This window comes from Halopiger xanaduensis SH-6, from assembly GCF_000217715.1.
Lineage (GTDB): Archaea > Halobacteriota > Halobacteria > Halobacteriales > Natrialbaceae > Halopiger > Halopiger xanaduensis.
The window spans coordinates 2216688-2236314 of record NC_015666.1 but is presented as its reverse complement, the minus strand read 5'-3'; the positions used below and the strand labels follow the sequence as shown (position 1 = coordinate 2236314).

The following is a 19627-nucleotide window of genomic DNA, read 5'->3' as shown; positions in this document are numbered from 1 at the left end:
GAAAATATACACGGGAGCGAACCCGACCGACAGGAATCGGCGTAGTGAGTGCGCTCGGTGCGGGGAGCCCGTACGACTGGAGTCCTAGTGAGAAGTATTTGACCGACACTCCCATTCAAAGAGGAGAGAATCAAGCTCATCAAGATATGTCTCACAGAGGTCACAGAGAGGTTCATGCTTCTGTTCTCCATCGAGTAGTTTCGACAAGACACTCACTCTTCGAATCTCTACATCGCTTTCTGTGGCCCCATACTTAGAGGACATATGGGGTAATACGAACTCTCTGGCCTCACCCAACACTGATTCCACAAGCGCGGCTCTGATAAATGCTAGACTTCAGGTTAAGAGAATAAGGAGAGAGACTACGACGTCGGGAGCTTCCGAAGGGTATCCATCGTCTCGAAGAGCCGCTCCCGGACCTCCTCAGTGGTGGCATCCTCGTCGAGCCCAAGCGCCTCGACAAGGGTGTTCCACTGCTCGTCGGTCAGCTCCAACACCTGGCCACTCGTCTCAATCGTCGTCTCACTGTCGTCGGTGTCGTGAGGCGTAATGGCGGTAGAAGACGTACCAGTATCGGACGACAACTCAATCTGGGTAGGCTCGTCATCCGTATCAACCCCATCGACACTCTCTCCGCTAGACTTGCCGACATCGGACGCCGGCCTCTCGGAATCAATGCTCTCGACATCGCTCTCCTCATCAATGTCGGGAGTATCGTCCGACTCCTCCAGCTCGTCAGTCTCCTCGTCGATGTTAGGAGTATCGTCCGACTCCTCCAGCTCGCCAGTCTCCCCATCGATGTCAGGAGAATCGTCCGACTCCTCCAGCTCGTCAGTCTCCTCACCCTCGGCAGGCTCCTCCGGCTCGTCGCTCTCCTCGTCCTCATCAACCTCGCTAGTCTTCAACTCCTCAACATCGAAGTCGTAACCAAGCTCGACCGTCTCCAGCTCTTCGAGGTCGACATCGGAATCAAGCTTCTCCTGGAGCAACTCCTCATAACGAGCCTGCCCCCAATCGGGGAACCCGACAGTACGCTGAGCGGGCTCCTTATCAGCGTCCTCATCCGCCTGCTGGCTCAGAATCTGCTCCCGAAGCAACGTGTCATAAAGGGGCTGCTGCCAGTCAGGGAACCCAACCTTGCGCTGGGGCGGGTCCACAGCAGCGTCCTCACGCGCGTGCTGGGTCAGGTTCATCCGCGTCCGGTGGGACTCATCCATATCCAGGTCATCGGGAACCTCAGCAGCCGGAATGAACGGAGTCGGAATCGACTCTTCACGGTCCACGTCGATGTCGTACTCATCCCGAAGGGTACGCAGGAACTCCTCCCGGTAGGCAGGCTCGAACTCATCAGGGAGCGGGTCCGGCGAGTAAATCCGAAGAGCGGTAGTCACATCGACCCGCTCCGTAATCTCCTTCGCATCCGAGAAGTCGGTATCAGGCTTGTGCATGACCCGCTTGCGACCCTCGTAATCGTAGGGGTCGTCAAGATGCTTGGTGACGGAATGCTCACAGTCCCTGTCGTAGGGACGAGTGAGCGTCGTGGGGACGTGGTCGTAGGCGCCCGCAGCAAGGTAGTAGGGCCTAACGATGCGACCAATCCAATCGCGGGCAGCGCGGGAAACCCGGGTGTACGGGTCGATGTCGGACTTCTGGGCGTCCCAAGGAAGAATCCGCGCGTCGCCCTCCGTCTCGAACTCGATGATAACGCGAAGCCTCCGGTGCTGGCCGGAAAACTTCCCGAGCTTGGACGAATTGCTACCCATACCGAAGCCAGCACGCTCATCCGTGACCCCGCTAAGAACGAGACGGTTCTGGCAGAAGATGTCCGCCCCGGAATCCTCGGCACTGGCTTCCCTCATGAGACCGACAGTCACGTTCAGAGTGACCTCGGCCTCAAACTCCTTAGACTGGAGGTCAATACCCTCGTAGCGGCGCACGAACAAGCCATCCATCGGAGTGAACGACCAGTCAACAGGCTCAGGAGGCTCCACCTCAATCGTATCGGTGGCCTCCCCATCCGTATCGTACTCACGGATGATAATAGAGACGGGCTCGAAGTCTTCCATCCTGTCGGGGTCCAGGAAGTACTGGTAGGTCTTGCTGAGGTCCTCAACGAGGTTCTCCCGGTACTTATTCCAAGGAGTGTTGAGGTCGCTAATGCGAATCTCAGTGACCCCCGCCTCAATGTCCTCGTACTCCTCCTTCTCGACAGTCCAATCCTCGTCATCCTGAAGCCACTCCTCGTCGATGGTGAACCCGAAGCCGGTATCGGCGTACATGTGGCGACTACGAATAGTCGCCTTATTCCCGAGGTTGAGGATGGCCTTCTTCGCGCCAATGCCGTAGGCACCGATAGAGCCGGCAATATCTTCCTTCTTCGACTGACCAAGGGCAAAGAGAATCTGGAGGTCGTCCTCCTCAACACCACCGCTATCGTCACGAATAACAACCTCGTCCTCCCCATCCGGCCCGCCATCGTGGTACTCAATCTCAATAGTCACCGGGTCGAGCCCATCGAGGACGCGCCGCCAGTTATCGAGCGCGTTGTCCACGAGCTCCTTAAAAGCCGACACAGGAGTAACGTCGGACTTAACAGCCTGATACGCTTCCTTGGACGGCTTGAGGTCGTAAGTGTCGGAACCGTTCATCACTCCCATGTACAAACCCCATAGATAAAAAAGTTGCGTTATCGGCTACACCCCCCAATCTATCTCGCTCTAATCCAATGTAATGAATGGTATTGATGAGTCGAATTCAAGATAGCTTTTCATCCGCCAGTTTCACGCCTTGCGATTTTAATCTACCATACTAACGACACCCCGGGCCGTGAAACTCGTGCAACCACTCACCTCGGTTACGCGTGCACGCTATCATTGAACTCATCTGGCAGTGCGCGAATAAGCTATCACCTTATTCTCCCAATCAGCTAACATGAGGTGTTGAATAAGGAGCGGTCTTATTCCCCATAATTCGCCAATATGTGACGTAGGATAAGAGATGGGATTATTCACGTCCCTACGTCGCACAGGTTGGTGGGTTCATTACAAGCAGGCTTATTCGACAATGGGCGTCCGGTAGCCAAGAGGCGTGGTTGGACTACCAGTTCGATAAGAAAGGGGATGTACGCGCACGTAGACGACATACCAGTTCCACGTCAGACCGTATGCGGCCGCCCGATGTGAGCATCCCAGGCCGAAGACGGACCGTAGGTATGGGTTCAGCATACGCGACCGAGGGCGCCGGACTGGTCCGGAAGTGTGATACGGATTGTTCAATAATTTATAGTCGTATATAGGGTATTATCACCGAGCCCCACAAAAGATTTAAACTGGTGGGGGGACTAGCAACAACGCACGAATGGTATCTGACCAGGCGATGGAGGTCCGGATGACCGAGAAGGCGCTCCGGCGCGGATTCCAGAATGCGCGTCATGCGCCCGAAGAAGCGATTGTCTGCGTCCTCCCCAGCCACGCTCGTGGTCGGGGGAAGGAACTTTTAGATGAGATGGTGACTCAAAACAAAGCCGGTTGGGCCGAGTATGGTGCAACGGGAACTTATCACATCGTGGACGAGCAGGCGGCAATCGAATTCATCGAGGATAACGGAGGTGATGTCCCCTTCGGCATCGGGACCGATTAAGACTTCATTATCTAGCTATGTGGGTGGGGGGAAGTGAATAATGCCCGATTGGCATCTATTAACCCTCAACACTTGAGCTCAACCTGTTGTAGAGGTACTACAGGTATGGATTTTCTACGAAACAGTTATGGGCGGGAAGGACCATTCATGAAATAGCATGACTGAGCAGCCGACTCACCAGACCGCGGTTGAGACTGACCACTATGCTGAGGAGGCGCCGCTGACGTATCTCTTTGGAGACAGTGCTCGGGTGAAGATTATCGGGGCGTTCATCTCCGAACGGGGCCGGGATATTAGCGTGTCTGAGGTCTCCCGGCTTGCTGGCGTAGCCCGTAGTACTGTCTATAATAATATTGACACTCTGGAGCGTCTTGATGTCATCAAGCACACTCGGGATATTGAGGGCGGACATAGCCCTCTCTACCAGTTCAACGACGATAGCGAACTGGGAGAGCTCCTCTACAGGCTTGAGGGCGTCTCTCTTCAGAAGCTGATTGATGAAGATTATCTCGGGTAGGTGGAAGAAATTTCAGTTAACACGAATTATCCCTCAATCTTAGACCCACAAATGCGCCAATATTGCAACATTGCTGCTTAGGTCCATAGCTGTGAGCAGTAGATGTACAATTCCGATTTAACATGTTCTAGTAAGGCCCATAGAATTATGTGAACGCATCTCAATGTTGACTCTAGCGAATCGCATGACGGAGTCGACCCCCAATATGCGGCATAATGGACTCCCACCTGCGAAGGTGGGTGTCTTTAAAAGTACCCCGACGCCGTCTGTTGACTCCTAATCGTTATGGCGCGTTATGGGCGCTGCAGGATTTGAACCCGCGGCAACTTGGTCCGAAGCCAAGCACTCTGTCCAGACTGAGCTAAGCGCCCTCGCCATATCGTATCCGATGGGTCCGTATAAGTGACTCGATTTTCACCCATTCCGACAGACGTAGGCACACTGCTAAAGCCCCGACTGCAGTCATCTATTCGAGCCCGCCGACGTCGTCTCACATTCCCAGCGGCTGGAAATTAGCGGCGCGGCTCTTTATATGGCGCTCGTAGCGACGCATATGACGGTGAATGAATCCCCCGTCGCGGACGACGGATACGACGGCACCGCACCGCTCGAGTTGCTGACCGACGACGAGGGGCTCTGGACGGCCGTTCCCGTCGATGCCAGCGGTGACGAGCGGGTGAGAAAGTGGATCTCGGTCGAGGCGGGCACCCTCTGCGATCTCGAGGAGTGGCGATAACGGGCTGTGAATCTGAACGTGACTGTATTCTTCCGAACGGAATCCTACTGACCGTCGTCCACTGCGAGATGCACTTTCGAACGCGGGCCGGATCGCACCGTTTAACCGGCCTGCCTGAGCACTCCCGGCAACGAGATGACTGCGGGAGAGACGGTGCGCGGGTTGCTCGAGTTGCTGCGGCCGGTGAACGTGATCGCGGCGAGCGTCCTGACGTTCATCGGGGCGTTCGTCGCTGGCGGGGTGACCGAAGCGCCAGTCGCGGTCGCGGCTGCGGTCGCGGCGACCGGCTTAGCGGTCGGCGCGGGTAACGCGATCAACGACTACTTCGACCGCGAGATCGATCGGATCAACCAGCCCGAACGAGCGATTCCGCGGGGTGCGGTAAGTGCTCGCGGAGCGCTTGCCTACAGCCTCGTCCTCTTTGCGCTCGCCACCGGATTAGCGGTCACGCTGCCGCTGCTCGCGATCGGGATCGCGGTCGTCAACCTCGTCGCCCTGGTGGCCTACACCGAGTTCTTCAAGGGGCTTCCCGGGGTCGGCAACGCGGTCGTCGCCTACCTCGTCGGGAGTACGTTCCTGTTCGGCGCCGCGGCGGTCGGGGAGTACGGCGACGTCGAACCGGCGGTGGTGCTAGCGCTGCTGGCGGCAATCGCGACGCTTACGCGGGAGATCATCAAGGACGTCGAGGATATCGAAGGCGACCGCGCGGAGGGCCTGCGTACGCTCCCGATCGCCATCGGCGAACGACGTGCCATCGCGCTCAGCGCCATCCTCCTCGCGATCGCCGTCCTCGCCAGTCCGGTTCCGTACTTGCTCGGGTACTTCGGCGTCGCGTACCTGCTCGTTGTGGTGCCGGCGGACGCGATCATGCTCTACGCGGCCGCCGAGAGCGTCGGGGATCCAACCGCCGGCCAGTCCCATCTCAAGTACGGGATGTTTCTCGCGTCGCTGGCGTTTATCGTCGGTCGCGCAGTACCTGCCGTAAGCGGACTGTAAGGAACGGACTCGCCGGGTTTGATTGCCGTTCGAAATGGCGATCGCTAATTGACAACTAATCAAAAGGATTATAAACTGGTTCCTGTATTCTCCTATCACGCACGGCGGAGACAGCGGTGCCAGCAGTGGTTGTCGCCACGGCTGAGACGTGTATGAGTATTATGTATAATCTCGTAGATGCCCTCCCGGACGCCGAACTCGACCCGGGGACGAACGTCCTTATCGCAGGGCCGCCGCTGACCGGGAAACGTCAACTCGCCTACGAGATCCTCACGAACGGTGCCGTCCGAAACGACGGCTCGATCGTCGTGACGACCAAGGACAGCGCCGACAAGGTCCTCGAGCGGTTCGACGATGTAGACGGCCTCGAGCGCGACGAGGCCACGATCGGGATCGTCGACTGCGTGACGAAACAGCGCGGAATCGGCGCCGTCGAGGACGACCCTCGTATCAAGTACGCGTCGTCGCCGATCGACATGACCGGGATCGGGATCAAGCTCTCGGAGTTCCTTCGGGAGTTCTACGAGGAGCGGGGCGTGACCGAAAACCGCGTCCTGCTGGATTCGGTATCGACGCTGCTGATGTACTCGGATCTCCAGACGGTTTTCCGCTTCCTCCACGTCTTTACGGGCCGCATTCAGAGCGCCGACGCGATGGGCGTCTACGTCATCGACTCGACGGCTCACGACGATCAAACGATGAACACGCTCAAACAGTTGTTCGACGGCATCGTCGAGATCGAGGAGGGGGACGATCCCGAGATCAGGACCGCGGGCCTCACGTAACGGTCGACCCAATAGACAGTTGAACGACTGAACGGCAGGGGCCGGAGCTAGGGTCAGACGTAGTTCAGCACGGCCGACAGTATATAGGCACAGCCTCCTAGTATCGCGTATGGCTGTCGAATCCGTCGAGTCCGACGCCGATATTCGCTCGATCCTCGAGTACGAGACGATCGCCGTCGTCGGCTGCTCGAGCACGCCGGGGAAGGCGGCACACGACATTCCGGCGTACTTAGACGAACGCGGCTACGAGGTGATCCCGGTCAATCCGTTCGCGGACGAGATTCTCGGCCGGCCGGCGCGGGACAGCCTCGCCGAGGTCGAGGAGGAAATCGACGTCGTCTGTATCTTTCGGCCGAGCGAGGAGGTCGGCGACATCGTCGACGCGGCCCTCGAGCGCGACGACGTGAAGGCCGTCTGGACGCAGAAGGGAATTCGGGACGACGCCGCGGCCGAGCGCGTACTCGAGGCGGGTCGACAGGTCGTTCAGGATCGGTGTATGATGGTCGAACACCGACGACTGGTTGCCTGAGCGGTGATTGGGATCGAACGCGGCGAGGGTTTGTGGAGCCTCGAACGGCGAATTAGCCGTCATCGCACCCGACGCGGCGCTAACGGTTCCCTCTCATTGTTGATACTGACCGACAGAGACTTACCCGCAAGAGGAGTACGCGTTACCAGTACCCATGTGTGACCGGTCCGGGAGCTGTTCGAACGACGGGACCTGCCAACTCGTGCTCAGGAACCGGAAGACGGGAATGGAACTCGTCGAGCACCACTGTAAGGCACACCTCGTCCTTCGGGTTTGGGAAGCCGAGCGCGACGACGAGCTAGATGTCGTCGACGCAACGACGCTTTCCCGGACGCCGACCTCGAGTTGAGTCGTCCCGGCGGGTTGGACAGCGGCAGTCGGCGGCGGTTCGACGGACTCACCGCGCGGTCGAAGCCCCGGCGTTGCCGATTGCGTGATTGGCGGAGGAAATCTCGGTTATGGTCACGGTCACGGTTACGGTCGCCACGCACACACGACGAACGACGCTTTCGGATCAGGAACTCCACTCCTCGAACGAGCGGTAGATCCCCTTCGAGAGGTAGCGCTCGCTCGAGTCGGGGAAGATCGTCACGACGGTGTCGTGGGGCGTCTCGAGGTCGCCGTCGGCAATCCGTCGGGCGACGTGCTTCGCGGCGACGCTGGCGGCGCCGGCGCTCGAGGCGACCAGATGGCCCTCCTCGCGTGCGAGTCGTTTGAGTTCCGCGTGAGCGGCTTCGTCCGCGACGGCGAAGACGTCGTCGACGAGTTCGGGGTCGAAGAGTTCGTTCGTCTCGAGGTCGTGCGTGCCGATTCCCTCGATCTTGTACTCGCCCTCCTCGCGGTCCTCGCCGATAGCTTCGCCGTAGAGCGAACCTTCGGGTTCGACGGCCGCGACGTGGGTGTCGGGATCCCGCTCGAGCGCGTACTCGGCGATCCCCATGAGCGTGCCGGCGGTGCCGCAGCCGGCGACGACCGCGCCGACCTCGCCGTCTACGGCCTCGTAGATCTCCGGCGCGGTGGTCTCGTAGTGAGCCTCGGCGTTCAGCGGATTCGAGAACTGCTGGGGGACGACCGCGTCGTCGAGTTCCTCGGCCAGTTCGTGTGCGCGTTCGATGGCGCGGCCCATCCCGTCCTCGGTGGGCGTGTTGATGATCTCCGCGCCCAGCGCGTCCATGAGCTGCTGTTTCTCGACGCTGAACCGCTCGGGGACGACGAAGATGGCGTCCAGGCCGAGCTGTTCGGCGGCGATCGCGAACCCGATCCCCGTGTTCCCGGCGGTGGGTTCGACGATCGTCCCGTCGGGGGAGACGTCGCCGCGCTCGAGCATTCGCTCGACCATGTAGCGGCCGATCCGATCCTTCACGCTGGCGCCGGGATTGAACGTCTCGAGTTTCGCGTAGATGCGGACGTCGGCCGGCCCGTCCTGTACTCGTACGAGCGGCGTCCGGCCGATCGTCTCGAGGACCGAATCCAACGGCTGCTCGTGAGTAGTCATTGTGATGGCAAAAGTTGCCACTACTGTTAGGTTTGTCGTTCCGATTGAGCCGTGCGACGTCCTCACGCAACGACGGTGGCCGTCAGAAAGCGGACGCCGGCCGGCCTGATGACGAGAGAACGCGGTTGCGGGCCGGGAGCGACGTCTATCGGATCAACGACCGCAGCGACCAAAGCGGCGATCGTTCACAACTGGTCGCTTTTTGAGGGGCGTAGCCGTCCGCCGGGTGGGCGTTCGTTCCGACTTACTCGGCGGTCGTCTCGCCGCCGTCTGCCGATGCAGACTCGCCGTCGGTCGCCTCGGACTCGTCGTCCGCATCCTCGAGTTCGGCCTCGTCGATCGCCGCCTGAGCGAGGATCTCCTCGCCGTCGATCCCCTGCTCCTCCGCGATAGCCAGCAGGAGTGCGCGCTGCTCGGTCAACTGGTGGTCGATCCGGTTGACCGTATCGTGGGTGTCGTCCATCTCCTCTTCCAGGCTGATGATCCGCTCCTGGAGCTTCTGTACCTGTTTGTACATCGCCTCGGCCCGTTCCGAGAGGCCCTGAATCTTCTTTGCAGTGCTGCCGAGTCCCATACCTGTTCGATGTATCGGCCGGATAATGGGCCTTTTCCTCCGAAACCCTCGAGCGGCGGTCCGTTCGATTTACTTACTGCACTCGCGGTGATCAGCCGTGGTGCGAGCGGGCGCGCCCGGAACCCGGATGCAAGGCCTCGAGATGCCGTCCCGGCGGTTCGGCGACGCCGTTTGCGCCAGTTGGACGGGAACGGCATCACGGTCTGGCCTCGAGCACGAGGTTGAACGGCGTCTCGGTCGCCCGGCGGACGCTCGTGAATCCGCCTTCGGTGATCACTTCGCGGAGCCGCGCTTCCCCGGCCTGTGCTCCCAAGACGGGGGCGCCGCCCTGGTCGAGCGAGTTCGGGACGCAGGCCATCGTCGAGGCGCAGTAGAACGCCCTCCCGATCGGGTTCAGGTTGTCCTCGACCCGGTCGTTGGCGAACGGTTCGACCAACATCCACGCCCCGTCGTCGGCGAGCGCCTCCCGGACGTGCGACGCCGCGCCGACCGGATCGCCCATATCGTGGTACGCGTCGAACATCGTCACGAGGTCGTAGTCGGTCCCGGTAAACTCCGTCGCGGTCGCCACTTCGAACCCGATCCGGTCCGCGACACCGGCTTCGTCGGCTCGCTGCCGCGCCACCTCGATCGAGCGATCGTGGTAATCGACGGCGACGAACGCCGAATTCGGGTAGGCCTCGGCCATGATGACCGTCGACGCGCCGTGACCGCAGCCCACGTCGGCTACGCGCGCACCCGCCCTGAGCCTCGCGTCCAGTCCGTCGAGCGCGGGGATCCAATCGGCCACGAGATTCGTCTCGTAGCCGGGCCGGTAGAAGCGCTCGGTGCCGTGGCACACGTCGCCGTCTTGTTCGTGCCAGCCCACGCCCTCGCCAGTTCGGAAATCGGCTTCGATCGCCGAGAGGCTCCGCTGGTATCCCATCAACCCCTGGAACCCGCCGGCGAGGAACGCGGGGCTGTCTTCGTCGGCCAGCAGCGCCGCCTGCTCGGGCGTGAGGCCGTAGCGGCCCGTCTCGGAATCGTAGGTGACGTAGCCGCCGGCCGCTCCCGCGGCGAGCCACTCGCTGACGTACGGTTCGACGGTGTCGGTCCGCTCGGCCAGCTCGGCGGGTGTGAACGGGCCGCCGTCCGCCAACGCCTCGTAGAGGCCGAGCCTGTCGCCGATGACGATCAGCGGCGCGTAGTAGGCCGCCCCGAGCTCGGCGACGGCCATTCCGAGGAGTTCGTCCAGTTTTTCTTCGTCGACCGGTTCGTCGGCGGTAGTCGGTAGTGCCATACCTAGACGGTGGCCGGCAGACATATTGGCCTCATCCACGGAAATTCCGTTTCACGGGTAGAACGCGGTTTCAGCACGTGAGACGGACTCTCACGTCGTGTACGAGATAGAACTACTACCCGTGCCATCCTATCTCGAGCTAGTAACTGACATGGACTCGCCCGAAAACGACCGACTCGCGTTCAATCCGCCGGCGTCGCCGATCGTGGAAGCCGTCATGCAGAACGCGCGGAACCAGCAGTATCTCGGCAAGCGCCTCGACGCGGCGGGCACTCGCGCCGACCCGGACCATCTCGGCGACATCGTCCGGCACGGGCCGATCCTCGAGGCGCTCCGAGCGAAACCGATGGATCGCCGCGAGATCGAAGCCCGCCTCGAGGTCTCGCGGGCGACGAGCCACCGCCTGACGAAGTGGCTCGACGAACAGGGGTTCGTCGAGAAGGTCGAGAGTCGGTTCCGGTTGACGGGCCGCGGCGAGGCGGTCACCGACGAAGTGCTCCGGTTCGAGGCGAACGTGAGCACCGTTCACCGGATGGGGCCGCTGCTGGACGCGATCTGTCCGCACCACGCGGAGTTCGCCATCGAACCGATGATCGATTCGACCGTGACGGTCGCCGAACCGACCGTTCCGGACCGGCCCGCCGAGCGGTTCATCTCGCTCGTCGGCGAATCGGAGACGTTCCGGGGGTTCAATACGACGCATCTGGCGCCGCTGATGATCGGCGAGTTCTATCAACGCGTGTTCGACGCCACCGAGGCCGAACTGATTTACACGCCACACGTCGCCGAGAAACTGCGTGAAACGTATCCGACTCGCGTGACCGAGGCGATCGACCGCGGCCAGTTGACGCTTCGAACCCGCGAGAACCTCCCCTACGGACTCGCACTTTTCGACGAACGGGTCGGGCTCGGCGGATACGACGACGATACGGGGCTGCTGCAGGTGTTCGTCGATACGGACTCGCCGATGGCCCGCGAGTGGGCCGAACGGGTCTACGCGTCGATCAAGGCGGACTCGACGCCACTCGAGGAACGGATGGAGCAGTGAGGTCCCTCGTCGAGATCGGAGCGCCATCTGCGCTGCGGTGCTCGAGCGAGTCCCGTTCGTCGAAGCGGAGTCGATCGACGAGCCTGCGAGGTCTGCGAACCCGCCGGCATTATTTGTTTACGGAGAGCTTGTGCGCCCTCAAACGACGGCGAAAATTCAGTTTCTGCCGAGCGACGGACGTCAGTCAGTCCGCGCTCTCGTTCAGTTGCGGCCGGGTATCGGAGACGGAGCGGCGAGCCACGCCGACGAGCAGCAGCAACGTCAGCAGTGCCGTGACCACCAACAGCCCTCGTCCTGCCGCGAGTCCGACGAGGGCCGCGACGTCGGCGTAGAACGTAAAGAGGAGGAACGCCGGGAAGACGGTCCCGATCGCGTATCGCCACGGGACGACCAGCGGGCGCGAGATCGGTCCCGCGCCTTTGAGGTACTCATCAATCGCGGCAGGACCGAGTACCCAGGCCGTGTACACCATGAATCCGGTCAGGCCGAGCACCAGAAGCAGATTAACGAGCTGATCCGCGAACAGCGTAAACACCGCGGGGCTGAACGCGTTCACGCCGCCGGTAACGGCGACCAGCGCGAATAACCCCCCGGTCGCCGTCGAGCGCTCGAGGTCGAACTCGTCGACCAGGAACGAAACCGGGATCTCGAGCATGCTGATCAGACTCGTGAGGGCGGCGAGGAGGACGACGAGGAAGAAGACCCCGCCGAGGAGTCGGCCGCCGGGCAGGCTCGCGAACGCGCCGGCGAGACCGACGAACAGGGCGCCGGGGCCGCCCTCGGTCGGTCCCGACGCGAAGGAGAACAGCAGCGGGAACACCACGAGCCCGGCCAGGATGCCGATGCCGAGATTGAACACGGCGATGGCCGAGGCGTCGAGGGGCAGCGACCGGTCGTCATCGATGTAGGAGGCGTACGTGATCATCGTCCCGCTGCCGATCGAGAGGGTAAACAGCGCCTGGCCGGCGGCCGACCCGAGTATCGCCAGGAAGTTCTCCGCGAGGTAGGTCCCGTCGAACCTGAGGTAGAACTCGTACCCCTGCGCGGCGCCGGGCTGTCGAGCCGCCCAGACCGCGAGCCCGATGAGCAATACGACGATGCCGGGCATCATCACCTTCGTCGTCGCCTCGATGCCGCGTCTGATCCCCGCAGCGACGATCAGGGATGTGGCCGCGAGGACGGCGAGTTGGTACCCGAACGCTTCGGCGCCGTAGCTGATCGACGCGAAGTGGGTCTCGGGAGCCGCGAAGTAGGCGCCCGTCGCGCTCTCGAGGAAGTACCGAAGGATCCACCCGCCGACGACGCTGTAGAACGACATCAGGATGACCGAGGTGAGGACGCAGAGCGCGCCCAGCACCGTCCAGACGCGCGATCCGGCGAGCGATTTGAACGCCCCGACCGGGTTCCGGTTCGACCGTCGCCCGATCACGAACGCGGCCAGCAACCCCGGTACTCCGACGCCGAGGACGATGAGTAAATACAATAGCAGAAAGGCGCTGCCGCCGTTCTCCGCGGTCATCCACGGGAACCGCCAGAGATTCCCCAGGCCGACGGCGCTGCCGACCGCGGCCAGGATGAATCCGGTCCGACTCGTCCAACTTTCACGTACCATTCTGTCTCAGCGAACTAACTCGGCGCGCATAAGGATTGTTGATCAGTGGCACAATTCATTCGCGGTTACAGGAACGCGGCAATCCCGTCCCCGCAGGGACGGTCGCTGTCATCGTGGCCGCTGCGGCGGCCCAACTCGTCCGTCACGGCGGCACCGAGTCCGCCGTCGAGGGCGCCGAAGCCGGCGAGGCGTAACCGGCCCTACCGATTTCCGGCCGACCGGTCCCGCGCCCGCTCTCGGTCGCGGGCAATCCCCGAGTCGATCAGAACTCGCCGGTCACGACGTCGGCGACCCGTCGGTGATCGACCAACTGTTCGTCGGCGTTCTCGAGCGTCTCGAGGCCGTCCCACGCGCCGAAGACGTCCGGATAGAACTGCTTGGCGGCGATCTCGGTCTGGAGCAGGTTGATGATCGGCCCCTGGTAGGCGGTCCCGCCGCGGTAGAGGCGATCGTTCTGCACGGCCGCGAGTTCCGATCCCGTCGGGTCGTCCCGCATCAGGTCCATCCGCTCTTCGAACTGGTCGGCCGTCGCGTGCGAGAAGCCGTAGGAGAACACCAGTGCGTCCGGATCGGCCTCGAGGAGCTGTTCGTAGTCCCACTCGCCGTACGAGGCGTCGAGGTGCGGGCCGATCGCGTCGCGAACGCCGAGATCCTGATACTGCTTGCGGCCATTCCCGTTCTCGAGCGGGTAGACGTAGAACGAGCCGGTCTCGAAGTCGGAGTTGATCGAGACGAGGCCGATCTCGGGGCGCTCGTCTTCGGGCAGCAGGTCGGCCTCGAGCGTCGACTGGAACTCGTCGTGGATGGCCTCGAGTTCGTCGTACCGCTCGCGCTCGTCGAACAGCGTCGCGACGATCTCGAAGGCCTCGTAGAGGTCGTAGTAGCGGTAGTCGTGCCAGTTCTCGTCGCGGCGGCGGATGTTGTTGCCGACGATCGGGCCGACGTTGGTCTCGATCTCCTCGAAATCGTCGTCGTCCCAGTTGTCGTCCAGCCGCGCGACGAAGTTCGGGTCCATCAGGTGAACGTCGCAATCCAGCTCGTAGAAGATCTCCTTGTCGATGCCGTTGCTCCCGGCGAGTTGCGGAACGTCGTCGAACGAGACGTCGACGCCCGGCAGCGTCTCGTAGAACTCGAGGGGCCAGTTATCGGTGTATATCAGTCCCTGGAGCCCCTCGAGCTGGCCGAGCGCGATCCCCATGTCGCCGTAGGTGCTGAAGTAGGCCATCCACGTCTCGGGAACCGAGTCGAAGGTGACCTCGCCCATCGGCTCCATCGTCACGGTGTGTTCGCCGCTCGAGTCGTCGGTCGTCTCGGTTCGAGCACAGCCCGCGAGTCCGCTCGTCAGTGCGGTTCCGGCACCGATCGCGAGCAGTTTCCGACGCGTCGGTCCGGTCGTCGATCGTTCGGTCATACGATTTAGGCTCGCCTAATTATTCAAAACGGTTTCTATTTTAGGCGAGCCGAAATGCCTGGGGCGGGACCCGACGGGTGCCGGTGAAAGGGTGTTGGCGCTGCGGCGATGAGAGCCGCGTATGAGCGACGGCGACTCCGAGTTCGATCCGGAAGCACCCGAACAGCGCGAGGTCGGCCGCGAAATGGTCGATCAGAGTACCGGGCTCGGCTCCGTCGCGGCGCACCTCTATCGGGGCGAGGTGGAACGGGCCGTCTCCTGGCGCGACCGGTTGGATACGACGACGAACTGGGCCGTCACGATCATGGCCGCCATCGTCGCGTACGCGTTCTCCGGCGAGGTGTCCCACGCGGTCATCCTCGCCGGGGTCGTCATGGGCACCGCGTTCCTGTTCATCGAAGCGCGCCGGTTCCAAACCTACGACATCTGGCGATCGCGGGTTCGCGTCCTGCAGGAGAACCTCTTCGCGAACGCGCTCGATCCCTCGGCCGGCGTCGAGCGGTCGGCCTGGCGGGCGGAACTGAGCGAGGATTACCGCAATCCGACGCCTCACATCAGTTACCGCGGCGCGTTCAGCCACCGACTGCGACGGGTGTACCTGCCCCTGATCAGCGCGATGCTGGCCAGCTGGGTGTTTCACCTCTGGGCGTTCAACCCGGACACCCCGTTCCCCGAAAGCGCCGCGCTTCCCGGCGTCGACGGCACGGTCATCGCCGCCGTCGTCGGGTGCTACTACCTCGCGCTGCTCGTGCTCGCCGTCCCGCTGTCCGACAAGGAACGGGGCGAATCCGGCGCGGCGGATCACGGCGACCTCGAGCAGGAGTGAGCATCGGTCTCGAGGCACCGAACCAACGGTCCGCGGCTGCGCTCGTCGCGACCGCGGCTCGTCGCTTCCGCGAAGGACCCGCACGCCGTCGAGCGATTACGGAGGCGAAAGGCCCTTAAGGTGTTACCCCCTACGAGGGAATGGATAGGTCGGGCAGTTTGGCCCTGCTCACTACCCGCGCTACGGTCATTAGCGGGGACCGAACACCGCGGGCGTCCGGTCAGACCGGCCGGGGCCCCGGGAGCCAACAGAGAAGCCTCGTCCGTCGGGGACAGCGGTCCGCGGTGGCCGTCCGCAGGGACGCCCCATCGCGGTTAGCCGGCGACAGCCCATCAGGCGCGGAAGCGAGCAGTGGACCGCCGGACACCTGTCGCTCGACGGGTCGCGGGGTGGAGAAGGCAACCGGGATTCCCCCGGCCGGAACGCCGGGCAATCGCGGCTTCCGCATTCATACGTCATCCTTCATTCCTCTCGCTTGCAGAGCAACAGCAGTCGTCGCCGTTGCTACTCGAGTCGTCCGGTACCGGCGGCGCCGACCGCGACAATCACGTCGCCGTTCGAAGGGACCATATTACCCCTGCCGTTACGTGCGACCGATGAGTCGTTCGTACGCTCGAGTCGCTCGCTTGCGACGGTTCTGTACGACGTATCTGTTCGCGCTGGCCCCCCTCGCCGCGGCGGTGCTGTGGGGCGGGCTCTACGTCGTCAGCATGTGGGGATTCGAATCGATTCCGCCGGTGACGCTGGCGTTTCTCCGAATCGCCGTCGGCGCAGCGGCGCTGCTGCTCGTCGTCCGCGTGCGGTACCCGCGCCGACGGTTCGCGCGCCGGGACCTGCTCGGATTCGTCGCTCTGGGCGCGGTCATCACGGCCTCGATGACGACCCAGTTCCTCGGGACCGCGATGACGACCGCCAGTCAGGGCTCGCTCATCACCGTCCTGACGCCGATCTTCACGATCCTCCTCGGGGTGACGATGCTCGGCGAGCGCCTCACCGGGCGTCTCGTCGCCGGTATCGTCGGCGCGCTGGCCGGGACGGTACTCGTGCTGACCGGACAGTACGACCTCTCGACGCTCGCCGGTGGCTCGACGCCGACGATCGGAATCGGCATGCTCCTGATCGCGAGCGCGACGTGGGCGCTCTACACCGTCCGCGGGAAGCCGCTGATCGACCGCTACTCGGCCCTCGAGACGGCGACCTACTCCACGCTCGCCGCGGTGCCGATGCTCGCGGCGCTGGTGCCGCTCGAGGTCGCGCTCACCGACGCGTCGCTGCGGGCGATCGAGCCGACGCCGGCGCTCGTCGCGGCGGTGTTGTACCTCGGCGTGCTCGGCACCGCCGCGGCGTGGTACCTCTGGTACAAGGGGATGGAGTACGTCGACGCCAGCGTCATCTCGGCGTTTTTCTTCGCGCAGCCGGTCGTCGGCGGCCTCCTCGGGGCGACGGTGCTGGGCGAGCCCCTCGGACCGCGGTTCGTCCTCGGCGGACTCGTCATGGCTGCGGGGGTCTACGTCGTCTCGACGGCGGAGTCGTAGCCGTGGAATCGGACGTCCGCCGCAACCGTCGGCCGCCCCGCCGATGAAAAAGTTTAGAACCGTTCTCTCGGTGAACACGTGTGATGACACCTCGTCGCTTCGCCGCGCTCCTCGGGGCGGTCGCGTTGCTCGTCGCGCTCGGGGGATGTGCGGTCTCCGTGCCGACGAGCGACGGGAGCGGTTCCGGGGCCGACGCCGCCGCCAGTCCCGAGCCGGACGCGCTCTTCGAAAGCGCGTACGTCCACGCCGACGACCTCGAGGACCTCGAGGGAATTCGGACGGCCGAGATGACCGCCGGGAACGACACGGTCTTCGAACGTATCCGCATCGAGAAACGGCCCTACACCGACGAGCGCAGCGAGGTGCTGAACGCGTCGGAGCCGTCGGTGATCGGCGACCGCTACGTGTCCAACGCCTCGGCGACCTGGAACTACGATCCGGACGCGGAGACGGCGTACTACTTCGAACCGGCGGAGCCGTTCGACGACGCGGCGGTCCGCTCCGATCGGGCCGACATGGCCGCCGAGCAACGCGAACTGTACGACCTCGAGTACGCGGGCACAGAGCAGATCGCGGACCGTGAGGCCCACGTCCTCGAAATCGAGCCGAAAAACGGGACCGTCGAGCGGGACGTCTCGGTGCTCGTCGGGAACACCGAGTTCGTCGTCCCGCTCGAGACCGCTCCCGTCGAGACCGACCTCGGCGTGATCGAGTGGTCGCTCTGGATCGACGCGGAGTACGACTACCCGCTGAAAGAGCGGCTGGTCTACGAGGGTGCAAACGGCGAGCGCCACGAGCTGACCATGGAATACGAGACGGTGACGTTCAACACCGGCTTCGAGGACGAGCGGTTCGCGTTCGAGCCGCCGGCGAACGCCACGGTCGAGGAGTGGTGATGGGTGGCGCCGAGTCGCCGCAGCGGCCCTATTCGGCCGGTTGCACGACCCTCTGACCGGCCCCGTTCAGGGACAGATCGCCATCGAGCGTGCGGACGGGGTAGGGGATGTCGATCCCTTCCTCGTCGAACCGTCGCTTGACGGCGGTGATGTACTCGCCCTTGATCCGGACGAAGTCGGACCGCGAGGGGTTCTCGATCCAGAACCGCGACTGGAGTCCGACGTCGGAGTCGTTGAGTTCCGTCAGGCGAACGCTGGGCCCCGGCTCGTCCGCGATACCGTCGTGGCGTTCGGCTTCGTCGACGATGATGGTCGTGGCCTGCTCGATGTCGTCGTCGTACCCGATGCCGAAGACGAACTTCAGCCGCAGTTTGTCGCCCTCGACCGGGTTCTTGATCACGTCGTCCGTCAGCACCGAGTTGGGTACCGTCAGCAGTTCGTTGTCGAACGTTCGGACGCGGGTCACGCGGAGGCTGATGTCCTCGACGACGCCCGCGTAGTCGCCGTTGTCCCACTCGATCCAGTCGCCGATCCGGAACGGCTTGTCCGTGTAGATGAAGATGCCCGCGACGAAGTTCGAAATCACGTTCTGCATCGCCAGCCCGATCGCCAGGGCGCCGGCCGCCGCGATGCCGGCCATCGAGACGAGGAAGTTGCCGAATCCGCCGGCACCGAACGCGACCGCGATCGCGACGAACAGTATCCCGAACCGAGTCAGGATCAATAGCGGATTCCGCGCGTGCTCGTCCAGACCGCGCCGATCGAAGGCGCGCCGCACGAGCGGCAGGACGACGAAGCGGCCGAGCGCCCAGACGACGACGAACGCGAGGACGAACCGAAGCGCCCCCGCGACGCTGTTCAACAGCGCAGGATCCTCGAGCCCGACCAGCTCGAGGCCGCGCTCGACCGGCCCGGTAGGATCGGCCTGCAGCGGACGGAAGTTCGGAAGCGACGCGGAAACCGATTCGGCGTCGCCGATCATCGATACAGCACGGCGGTGTGCCCGCGCGTCTCGACGAGGTCAGCGTTGACTCGCTCGGCGAGATCGGCAGCCTTCTCCTCGGTCGAACTGCCGGCGCGGGCGGCCCGCAGGAACTTCACCTTCACCAGATCCGCGTTCGAGAGCTGATCGTCGAGTTCGTCGACGACCGATTCGATACCGCTCTTGCCGACCCAGACGGTTACGTCGAGGTCGTGTGCGCGCTTTTTGAGTTCTTGTTGGTCCATAGCCCCGAGTAAGGGAGTCGATGCAGTTGAATCTTCGCGAACCGGCTCGCCGTCCGCCGTGTCAGCACTCCGCACGTACTCGGCCGCAGCTCGCGACCGTACCCACCTACCCTTCGTAGGGGTACCTGGCGTGGGCGCCGCAATCGCAGGTGATGACGACGTGTCCGTCCTGCAGCCTGACGCGGGCGTTCGAGCCCGGCCGCAGGTAGCGGTCGCAGTTGTCGCAGGTGAACCGCCGGAACTGCTTCGGAAGCGAGAGGCGGTTTCGCTCCGCGACGCGGCGGGCGAGTTGCACGTAGTAGCGGGCCCGTTCGTCGTCGCCGTCCGCTGCCGCCGCGCTGGCGAGGTCGTGCAGGCGCTCGAGTCGCTCGGCGGCGATGCTCATCGTGACGTGCGTGCGTTGTGGCGGTTCACGTATTGGTGTTGCGTTCCCTCGATGCGGCGACTCGCCGGCGAGCGCCGCGTACGCGGAACACAACTTAGTTATATTCCACCGGCGAACCGTGGGTACGCAACCAAATT

The 19627-nt window shown here is 63.1% G+C and carries 21 protein-coding genes, 1 tRNA gene and 1 other RNA gene; 13 read left to right on the top strand and 10 right to left on the bottom strand.

Annotated features, from left to right (window positions below):
- Positions 1–362: 362 nt before the first annotated feature.
- The gene (locus HALXA_RS10925) at positions 363–2648 is read right to left on the bottom strand and encodes an ATP-binding protein (protein ID WP_013880415.1); all 2286 of its coding nucleotides are present in this window, start codon (positions 2646–2648) and stop codon (positions 363–365) included.
- Between the two features lie 709 nt (positions 2649–3357).
- Between HALXA_RS10925 and HALXA_RS10920 the strand changes: the two genes are divergently transcribed.
- A complete protein-coding gene (locus HALXA_RS10920; protein ID WP_013880414.1) occupies positions 3358–3639 on the top strand; it encodes a hypothetical protein in 282 nt (93 codons plus the stop codon).
- A 157-nt stretch (positions 3640–3796) separates the two neighbouring features.
- Positions 3797–4156 carry a winged helix-turn-helix domain-containing protein gene (locus tag HALXA_RS10915; RefSeq protein WP_013880413.1) on the top strand — a complete coding sequence of 120 codons (360 nt, stop codon included), beginning with the start codon at positions 3797–3799 and terminating at the stop codon, positions 4154–4156.
- Positions 4157–4452: 296 nt separating this feature from the next.
- Here HALXA_RS10915 and HALXA_RS10910 read toward each other — a convergent pair.
- Positions 4453–4527: transfer RNA gene (locus HALXA_RS10910), tRNA-Arg, on the bottom strand.
- 182 nt (positions 4528–4709) lie between these two features.
- On the opposite strand from HALXA_RS10910, the gene HALXA_RS10905 reads away from it, so the two are divergent.
- The 5 genes from HALXA_RS10905 (at position 4710) to HALXA_RS10885 (ending at position 7551) form a co-directional block, all read left to right on the top strand.
- Entirely contained in the window at positions 4710–4892 is a 183-nt protein-coding gene (locus HALXA_RS10905) for a DUF7511 domain-containing protein (RefSeq protein WP_013880412.1), read from the top strand.
- 135 nt (positions 4893–5027) lie between these two features.
- Positions 5028–5888 (top strand): geranylgeranylglycerol-phosphate geranylgeranyltransferase, encoded by an 861-nt coding sequence (locus HALXA_RS10900; protein WP_013880411.1) that lies wholly within the window; start codon positions 5028–5030, stop codon positions 5886–5888.
- A 161-nt stretch (positions 5889–6049) separates the two neighbouring features.
- The gene (locus tag HALXA_RS10895) at positions 6050–6673 is read left to right on the top strand and encodes an RAD55 family ATPase (protein WP_049895288.1); all 624 of its coding nucleotides are present in this window, start codon (positions 6050–6052) and stop codon (positions 6671–6673) included.
- 109 nt (positions 6674–6782) lie between these two features.
- Positions 6783–7202: a CoA-binding protein gene (locus HALXA_RS10890; RefSeq protein ID WP_013880409.1), complete on the top strand. Its 420-nt coding sequence runs from the start codon at positions 6783–6785 to the stop codon at positions 7200–7202.
- A gap of 154 nt (positions 7203–7356) precedes the next feature.
- A complete protein-coding gene (locus HALXA_RS10885; protein ID WP_013880408.1) occupies positions 7357–7551 on the top strand; it encodes a hypothetical protein in 195 nt (64 codons plus the stop codon).
- A gap of 165 nt (positions 7552–7716) precedes the next feature.
- Here HALXA_RS10885 and HALXA_RS10880 read toward each other — a convergent pair whose 3' ends face one another.
- The 3 genes from HALXA_RS10880 to HALXA_RS10870 all read right to left on the bottom strand — a co-directional run bounded on the left by HALXA_RS10880 (position 7717) and on the right by HALXA_RS10870 (position 10550).
- Positions 7717–8697: a PLP-dependent cysteine synthase family protein gene (locus HALXA_RS10880; RefSeq protein WP_013880407.1), complete on the bottom strand. Its 981-nt coding sequence runs from the start codon at positions 8695–8697 to the stop codon at positions 7717–7719.
- Positions 8698–8941: 244 nt separating this feature from the next.
- Entirely contained in the window at positions 8942–9271 is a 330-nt protein-coding gene (locus tag HALXA_RS10875) for a DUF5798 family protein (RefSeq protein WP_013880406.1), read from the bottom strand.
- A gap of 196 nt (positions 9272–9467) precedes the next feature.
- Positions 9468–10550: a class I SAM-dependent methyltransferase gene (locus tag HALXA_RS10870; protein ID WP_013880405.1), complete on the bottom strand. Its 1083-nt coding sequence runs from the start codon at positions 10548–10550 to the stop codon at positions 9468–9470.
- 151 nt (positions 10551–10701) lie between these two features.
- Here HALXA_RS10870 and HALXA_RS10865 point away from each other — a divergent pair, with 151 nt between their 5' ends.
- The gene (locus HALXA_RS10865) at positions 10702–11598 is read left to right on the top strand and encodes a helix-turn-helix transcriptional regulator (protein ID WP_013880404.1); all 897 of its coding nucleotides are present in this window, start codon (positions 10702–10704) and stop codon (positions 11596–11598) included.
- A 184-nt stretch (positions 11599–11782) separates the two neighbouring features.
- On the opposite strand, the gene HALXA_RS10860 is transcribed toward HALXA_RS10865, so the two are convergent.
- The gene (locus tag HALXA_RS10860) at positions 11783–13210 is read right to left on the bottom strand and encodes a sodium-dependent transporter (RefSeq protein WP_013880403.1); all 1428 of its coding nucleotides are present in this window, start codon (positions 13208–13210) and stop codon (positions 11783–11785) included.
- 38 nt (positions 13211–13248) lie between these two features.
- On the opposite strand from HALXA_RS10860, the gene HALXA_RS22105 reads away from it, so the two are divergent.
- Positions 13249–13404, top strand: a complete 156-nt coding sequence (locus HALXA_RS22105) for a hypothetical protein (protein WP_171814670.1) — start codon at positions 13249–13251, stop codon at positions 13402–13404.
- Positions 13405–13472: 68 nt separating this feature from the next.
- Here the strand turns inward: HALXA_RS22105 and HALXA_RS10855 are convergent, their stop codons facing one another.
- On the bottom strand, positions 13473–14621 hold the full coding sequence (locus tag HALXA_RS10855; RefSeq protein WP_013880402.1) for an ABC transporter substrate-binding protein: 1149 nt from the start codon (positions 14619–14621) through the stop codon (positions 13473–13475).
- Positions 14622–14742: 121 nt separating this feature from the next.
- Between HALXA_RS10855 and HALXA_RS10850 the strand changes: the two genes are divergently transcribed.
- The 4 genes from HALXA_RS10850 (at position 14743) to HALXA_RS10840 (ending at position 17878) form a co-directional block, all read left to right on the top strand.
- Complete coding sequence (locus tag HALXA_RS10850; RefSeq protein ID WP_013880401.1) at positions 14743–15447, top strand: DUF2270 domain-containing protein; 705 nt, start codon at positions 14743–14745, stop codon at positions 15445–15447.
- A 137-nt stretch (positions 15448–15584) separates the two neighbouring features.
- An RNA gene (ffs, locus tag HALXA_RS21060) (signal recognition particle sRNA) lies at positions 15585–15898 on the top strand.
- Positions 15899–16043: 145 nt separating this feature from the next.
- Positions 16044–16982 (top strand): DMT family transporter, encoded by a 939-nt coding sequence (locus HALXA_RS10845; RefSeq protein WP_013880400.1) that lies wholly within the window; start codon positions 16044–16046, stop codon positions 16980–16982.
- A gap of 83 nt (positions 16983–17065) precedes the next feature.
- Positions 17066–17878, top strand: a complete 813-nt coding sequence (locus tag HALXA_RS10840; protein ID WP_013880399.1) for a LolA family protein — start codon at positions 17066–17068, stop codon at positions 17876–17878.
- A gap of 28 nt (positions 17879–17906) precedes the next feature.
- On the opposite strand, the gene HALXA_RS10835 is transcribed toward HALXA_RS10840, so the two are convergent.
- The 3 genes from HALXA_RS10835 to HALXA_RS10825 all read right to left on the bottom strand — a co-directional run bounded on the left by HALXA_RS10835 (position 17907) and on the right by HALXA_RS10825 (position 19490).
- Positions 17907–18860, bottom strand: a complete 954-nt coding sequence (locus HALXA_RS10835; protein WP_013880398.1) for a mechanosensitive ion channel family protein — start codon at positions 18858–18860, stop codon at positions 17907–17909.
- Entirely contained in the window at positions 18857–19105 is a 249-nt protein-coding gene (locus tag HALXA_RS10830; protein WP_013880397.1) for a YhbY family RNA-binding protein, read from the bottom strand. The genes HALXA_RS10835 and HALXA_RS10830 overlap by 4 nt, the downstream gene beginning before the upstream one ends.
- A gap of 106 nt (positions 19106–19211) precedes the next feature.
- A complete protein-coding gene (locus tag HALXA_RS10825) occupies positions 19212–19490 on the bottom strand; it encodes a ribonuclease P protein component 4 (RefSeq protein ID WP_013880396.1) in 279 nt (92 codons plus the stop codon).
- Positions 19491–19627 lie beyond the last annotated feature (137 nt).

What these genes read in the sequence shown, in the direction of transcription:
- HALXA_RS10925 (WP_013880415.1), bottom strand. Translation starts at nt 2,648, where the DNA reads ATGAACGGTTCCGACACTTACGACCTCAAGCCGTCCAAGGAAGCGTAT.
- HALXA_RS10920 (WP_013880414.1), top strand. Translation starts at nt 3,358, where the DNA reads ATGGTATCTGACCAGGCGATGGAGGTCCGGATGACCGAGAAGGCGCTC.
- HALXA_RS10915 (WP_013880413.1), top strand. Translation starts at nt 3,797, where the DNA reads ATGACTGAGCAGCCGACTCACCAGACCGCGGTTGAGACTGACCACTAT.
- HALXA_RS10905 (WP_013880412.1), top strand. Translation starts at nt 4,710, where the DNA reads ATGACGGTGAATGAATCCCCCGTCGCGGACGACGGATACGACGGCACC.
- HALXA_RS10900 (WP_013880411.1), top strand. Translation starts at nt 5,028, where the DNA reads ATGACTGCGGGAGAGACGGTGCGCGGGTTGCTCGAGTTGCTGCGGCCG.
- HALXA_RS10895 (WP_049895288.1), top strand. Translation starts at nt 6,050, where the DNA reads ATGTATAATCTCGTAGATGCCCTCCCGGACGCCGAACTCGACCCGGGG.
- HALXA_RS10890 (WP_013880409.1), top strand. Translation starts at nt 6,783, where the DNA reads ATGGCTGTCGAATCCGTCGAGTCCGACGCCGATATTCGCTCGATCCTC.
- HALXA_RS10885 (WP_013880408.1), top strand. Translation starts at nt 7,357, where the DNA reads ATGTGTGACCGGTCCGGGAGCTGTTCGAACGACGGGACCTGCCAACTC.
- HALXA_RS10880 (WP_013880407.1), bottom strand. Translation starts at nt 8,697, where the DNA reads ATGACTACTCACGAGCAGCCGTTGGATTCGGTCCTCGAGACGATCGGC.
- HALXA_RS10875 (WP_013880406.1), bottom strand. Translation starts at nt 9,271, where the DNA reads ATGGGACTCGGCAGCACTGCAAAGAAGATTCAGGGCCTCTCGGAACGG.
- HALXA_RS10870 (WP_013880405.1), bottom strand. Translation starts at nt 10,550, where the DNA reads ATGGCACTACCGACTACCGCCGACGAACCGGTCGACGAAGAAAAACTG.
- HALXA_RS10865 (WP_013880404.1), top strand. Translation starts at nt 10,702, where the DNA reads ATGGACTCGCCCGAAAACGACCGACTCGCGTTCAATCCGCCGGCGTCG.
- HALXA_RS10860 (WP_013880403.1), bottom strand. Translation starts at nt 13,210, where the DNA reads ATGGTACGTGAAAGTTGGACGAGTCGGACCGGATTCATCCTGGCCGCG.
- HALXA_RS10855 (WP_013880402.1), bottom strand. Translation starts at nt 14,621, where the DNA reads ATGACCGAACGATCGACGACCGGACCGACGCGTCGGAAACTGCTCGCG.
- HALXA_RS10850 (WP_013880401.1), top strand. Translation starts at nt 14,743, where the DNA reads ATGAGCGACGGCGACTCCGAGTTCGATCCGGAAGCACCCGAACAGCGC.
- HALXA_RS10845 (WP_013880400.1), top strand. Translation starts at nt 16,044, where the DNA reads ATGAGTCGTTCGTACGCTCGAGTCGCTCGCTTGCGACGGTTCTGTACG.
- HALXA_RS10840 (WP_013880399.1), top strand. Translation starts at nt 17,066, where the DNA reads ATGACACCTCGTCGCTTCGCCGCGCTCCTCGGGGCGGTCGCGTTGCTC.
- HALXA_RS10835 (WP_013880398.1), bottom strand. Translation starts at nt 18,860, where the DNA reads ATGATCGGCGACGCCGAATCGGTTTCCGCGTCGCTTCCGAACTTCCGT.
- HALXA_RS10830 (WP_013880397.1), bottom strand. Translation starts at nt 19,105, where the DNA reads ATGGACCAACAAGAACTCAAAAAGCGCGCACACGACCTCGACGTAACC.
- HALXA_RS10825 (WP_013880396.1), bottom strand. Translation starts at nt 19,490, where the DNA reads ATGAGCATCGCCGCCGAGCGACTCGAGCGCCTGCACGACCTCGCCAGC.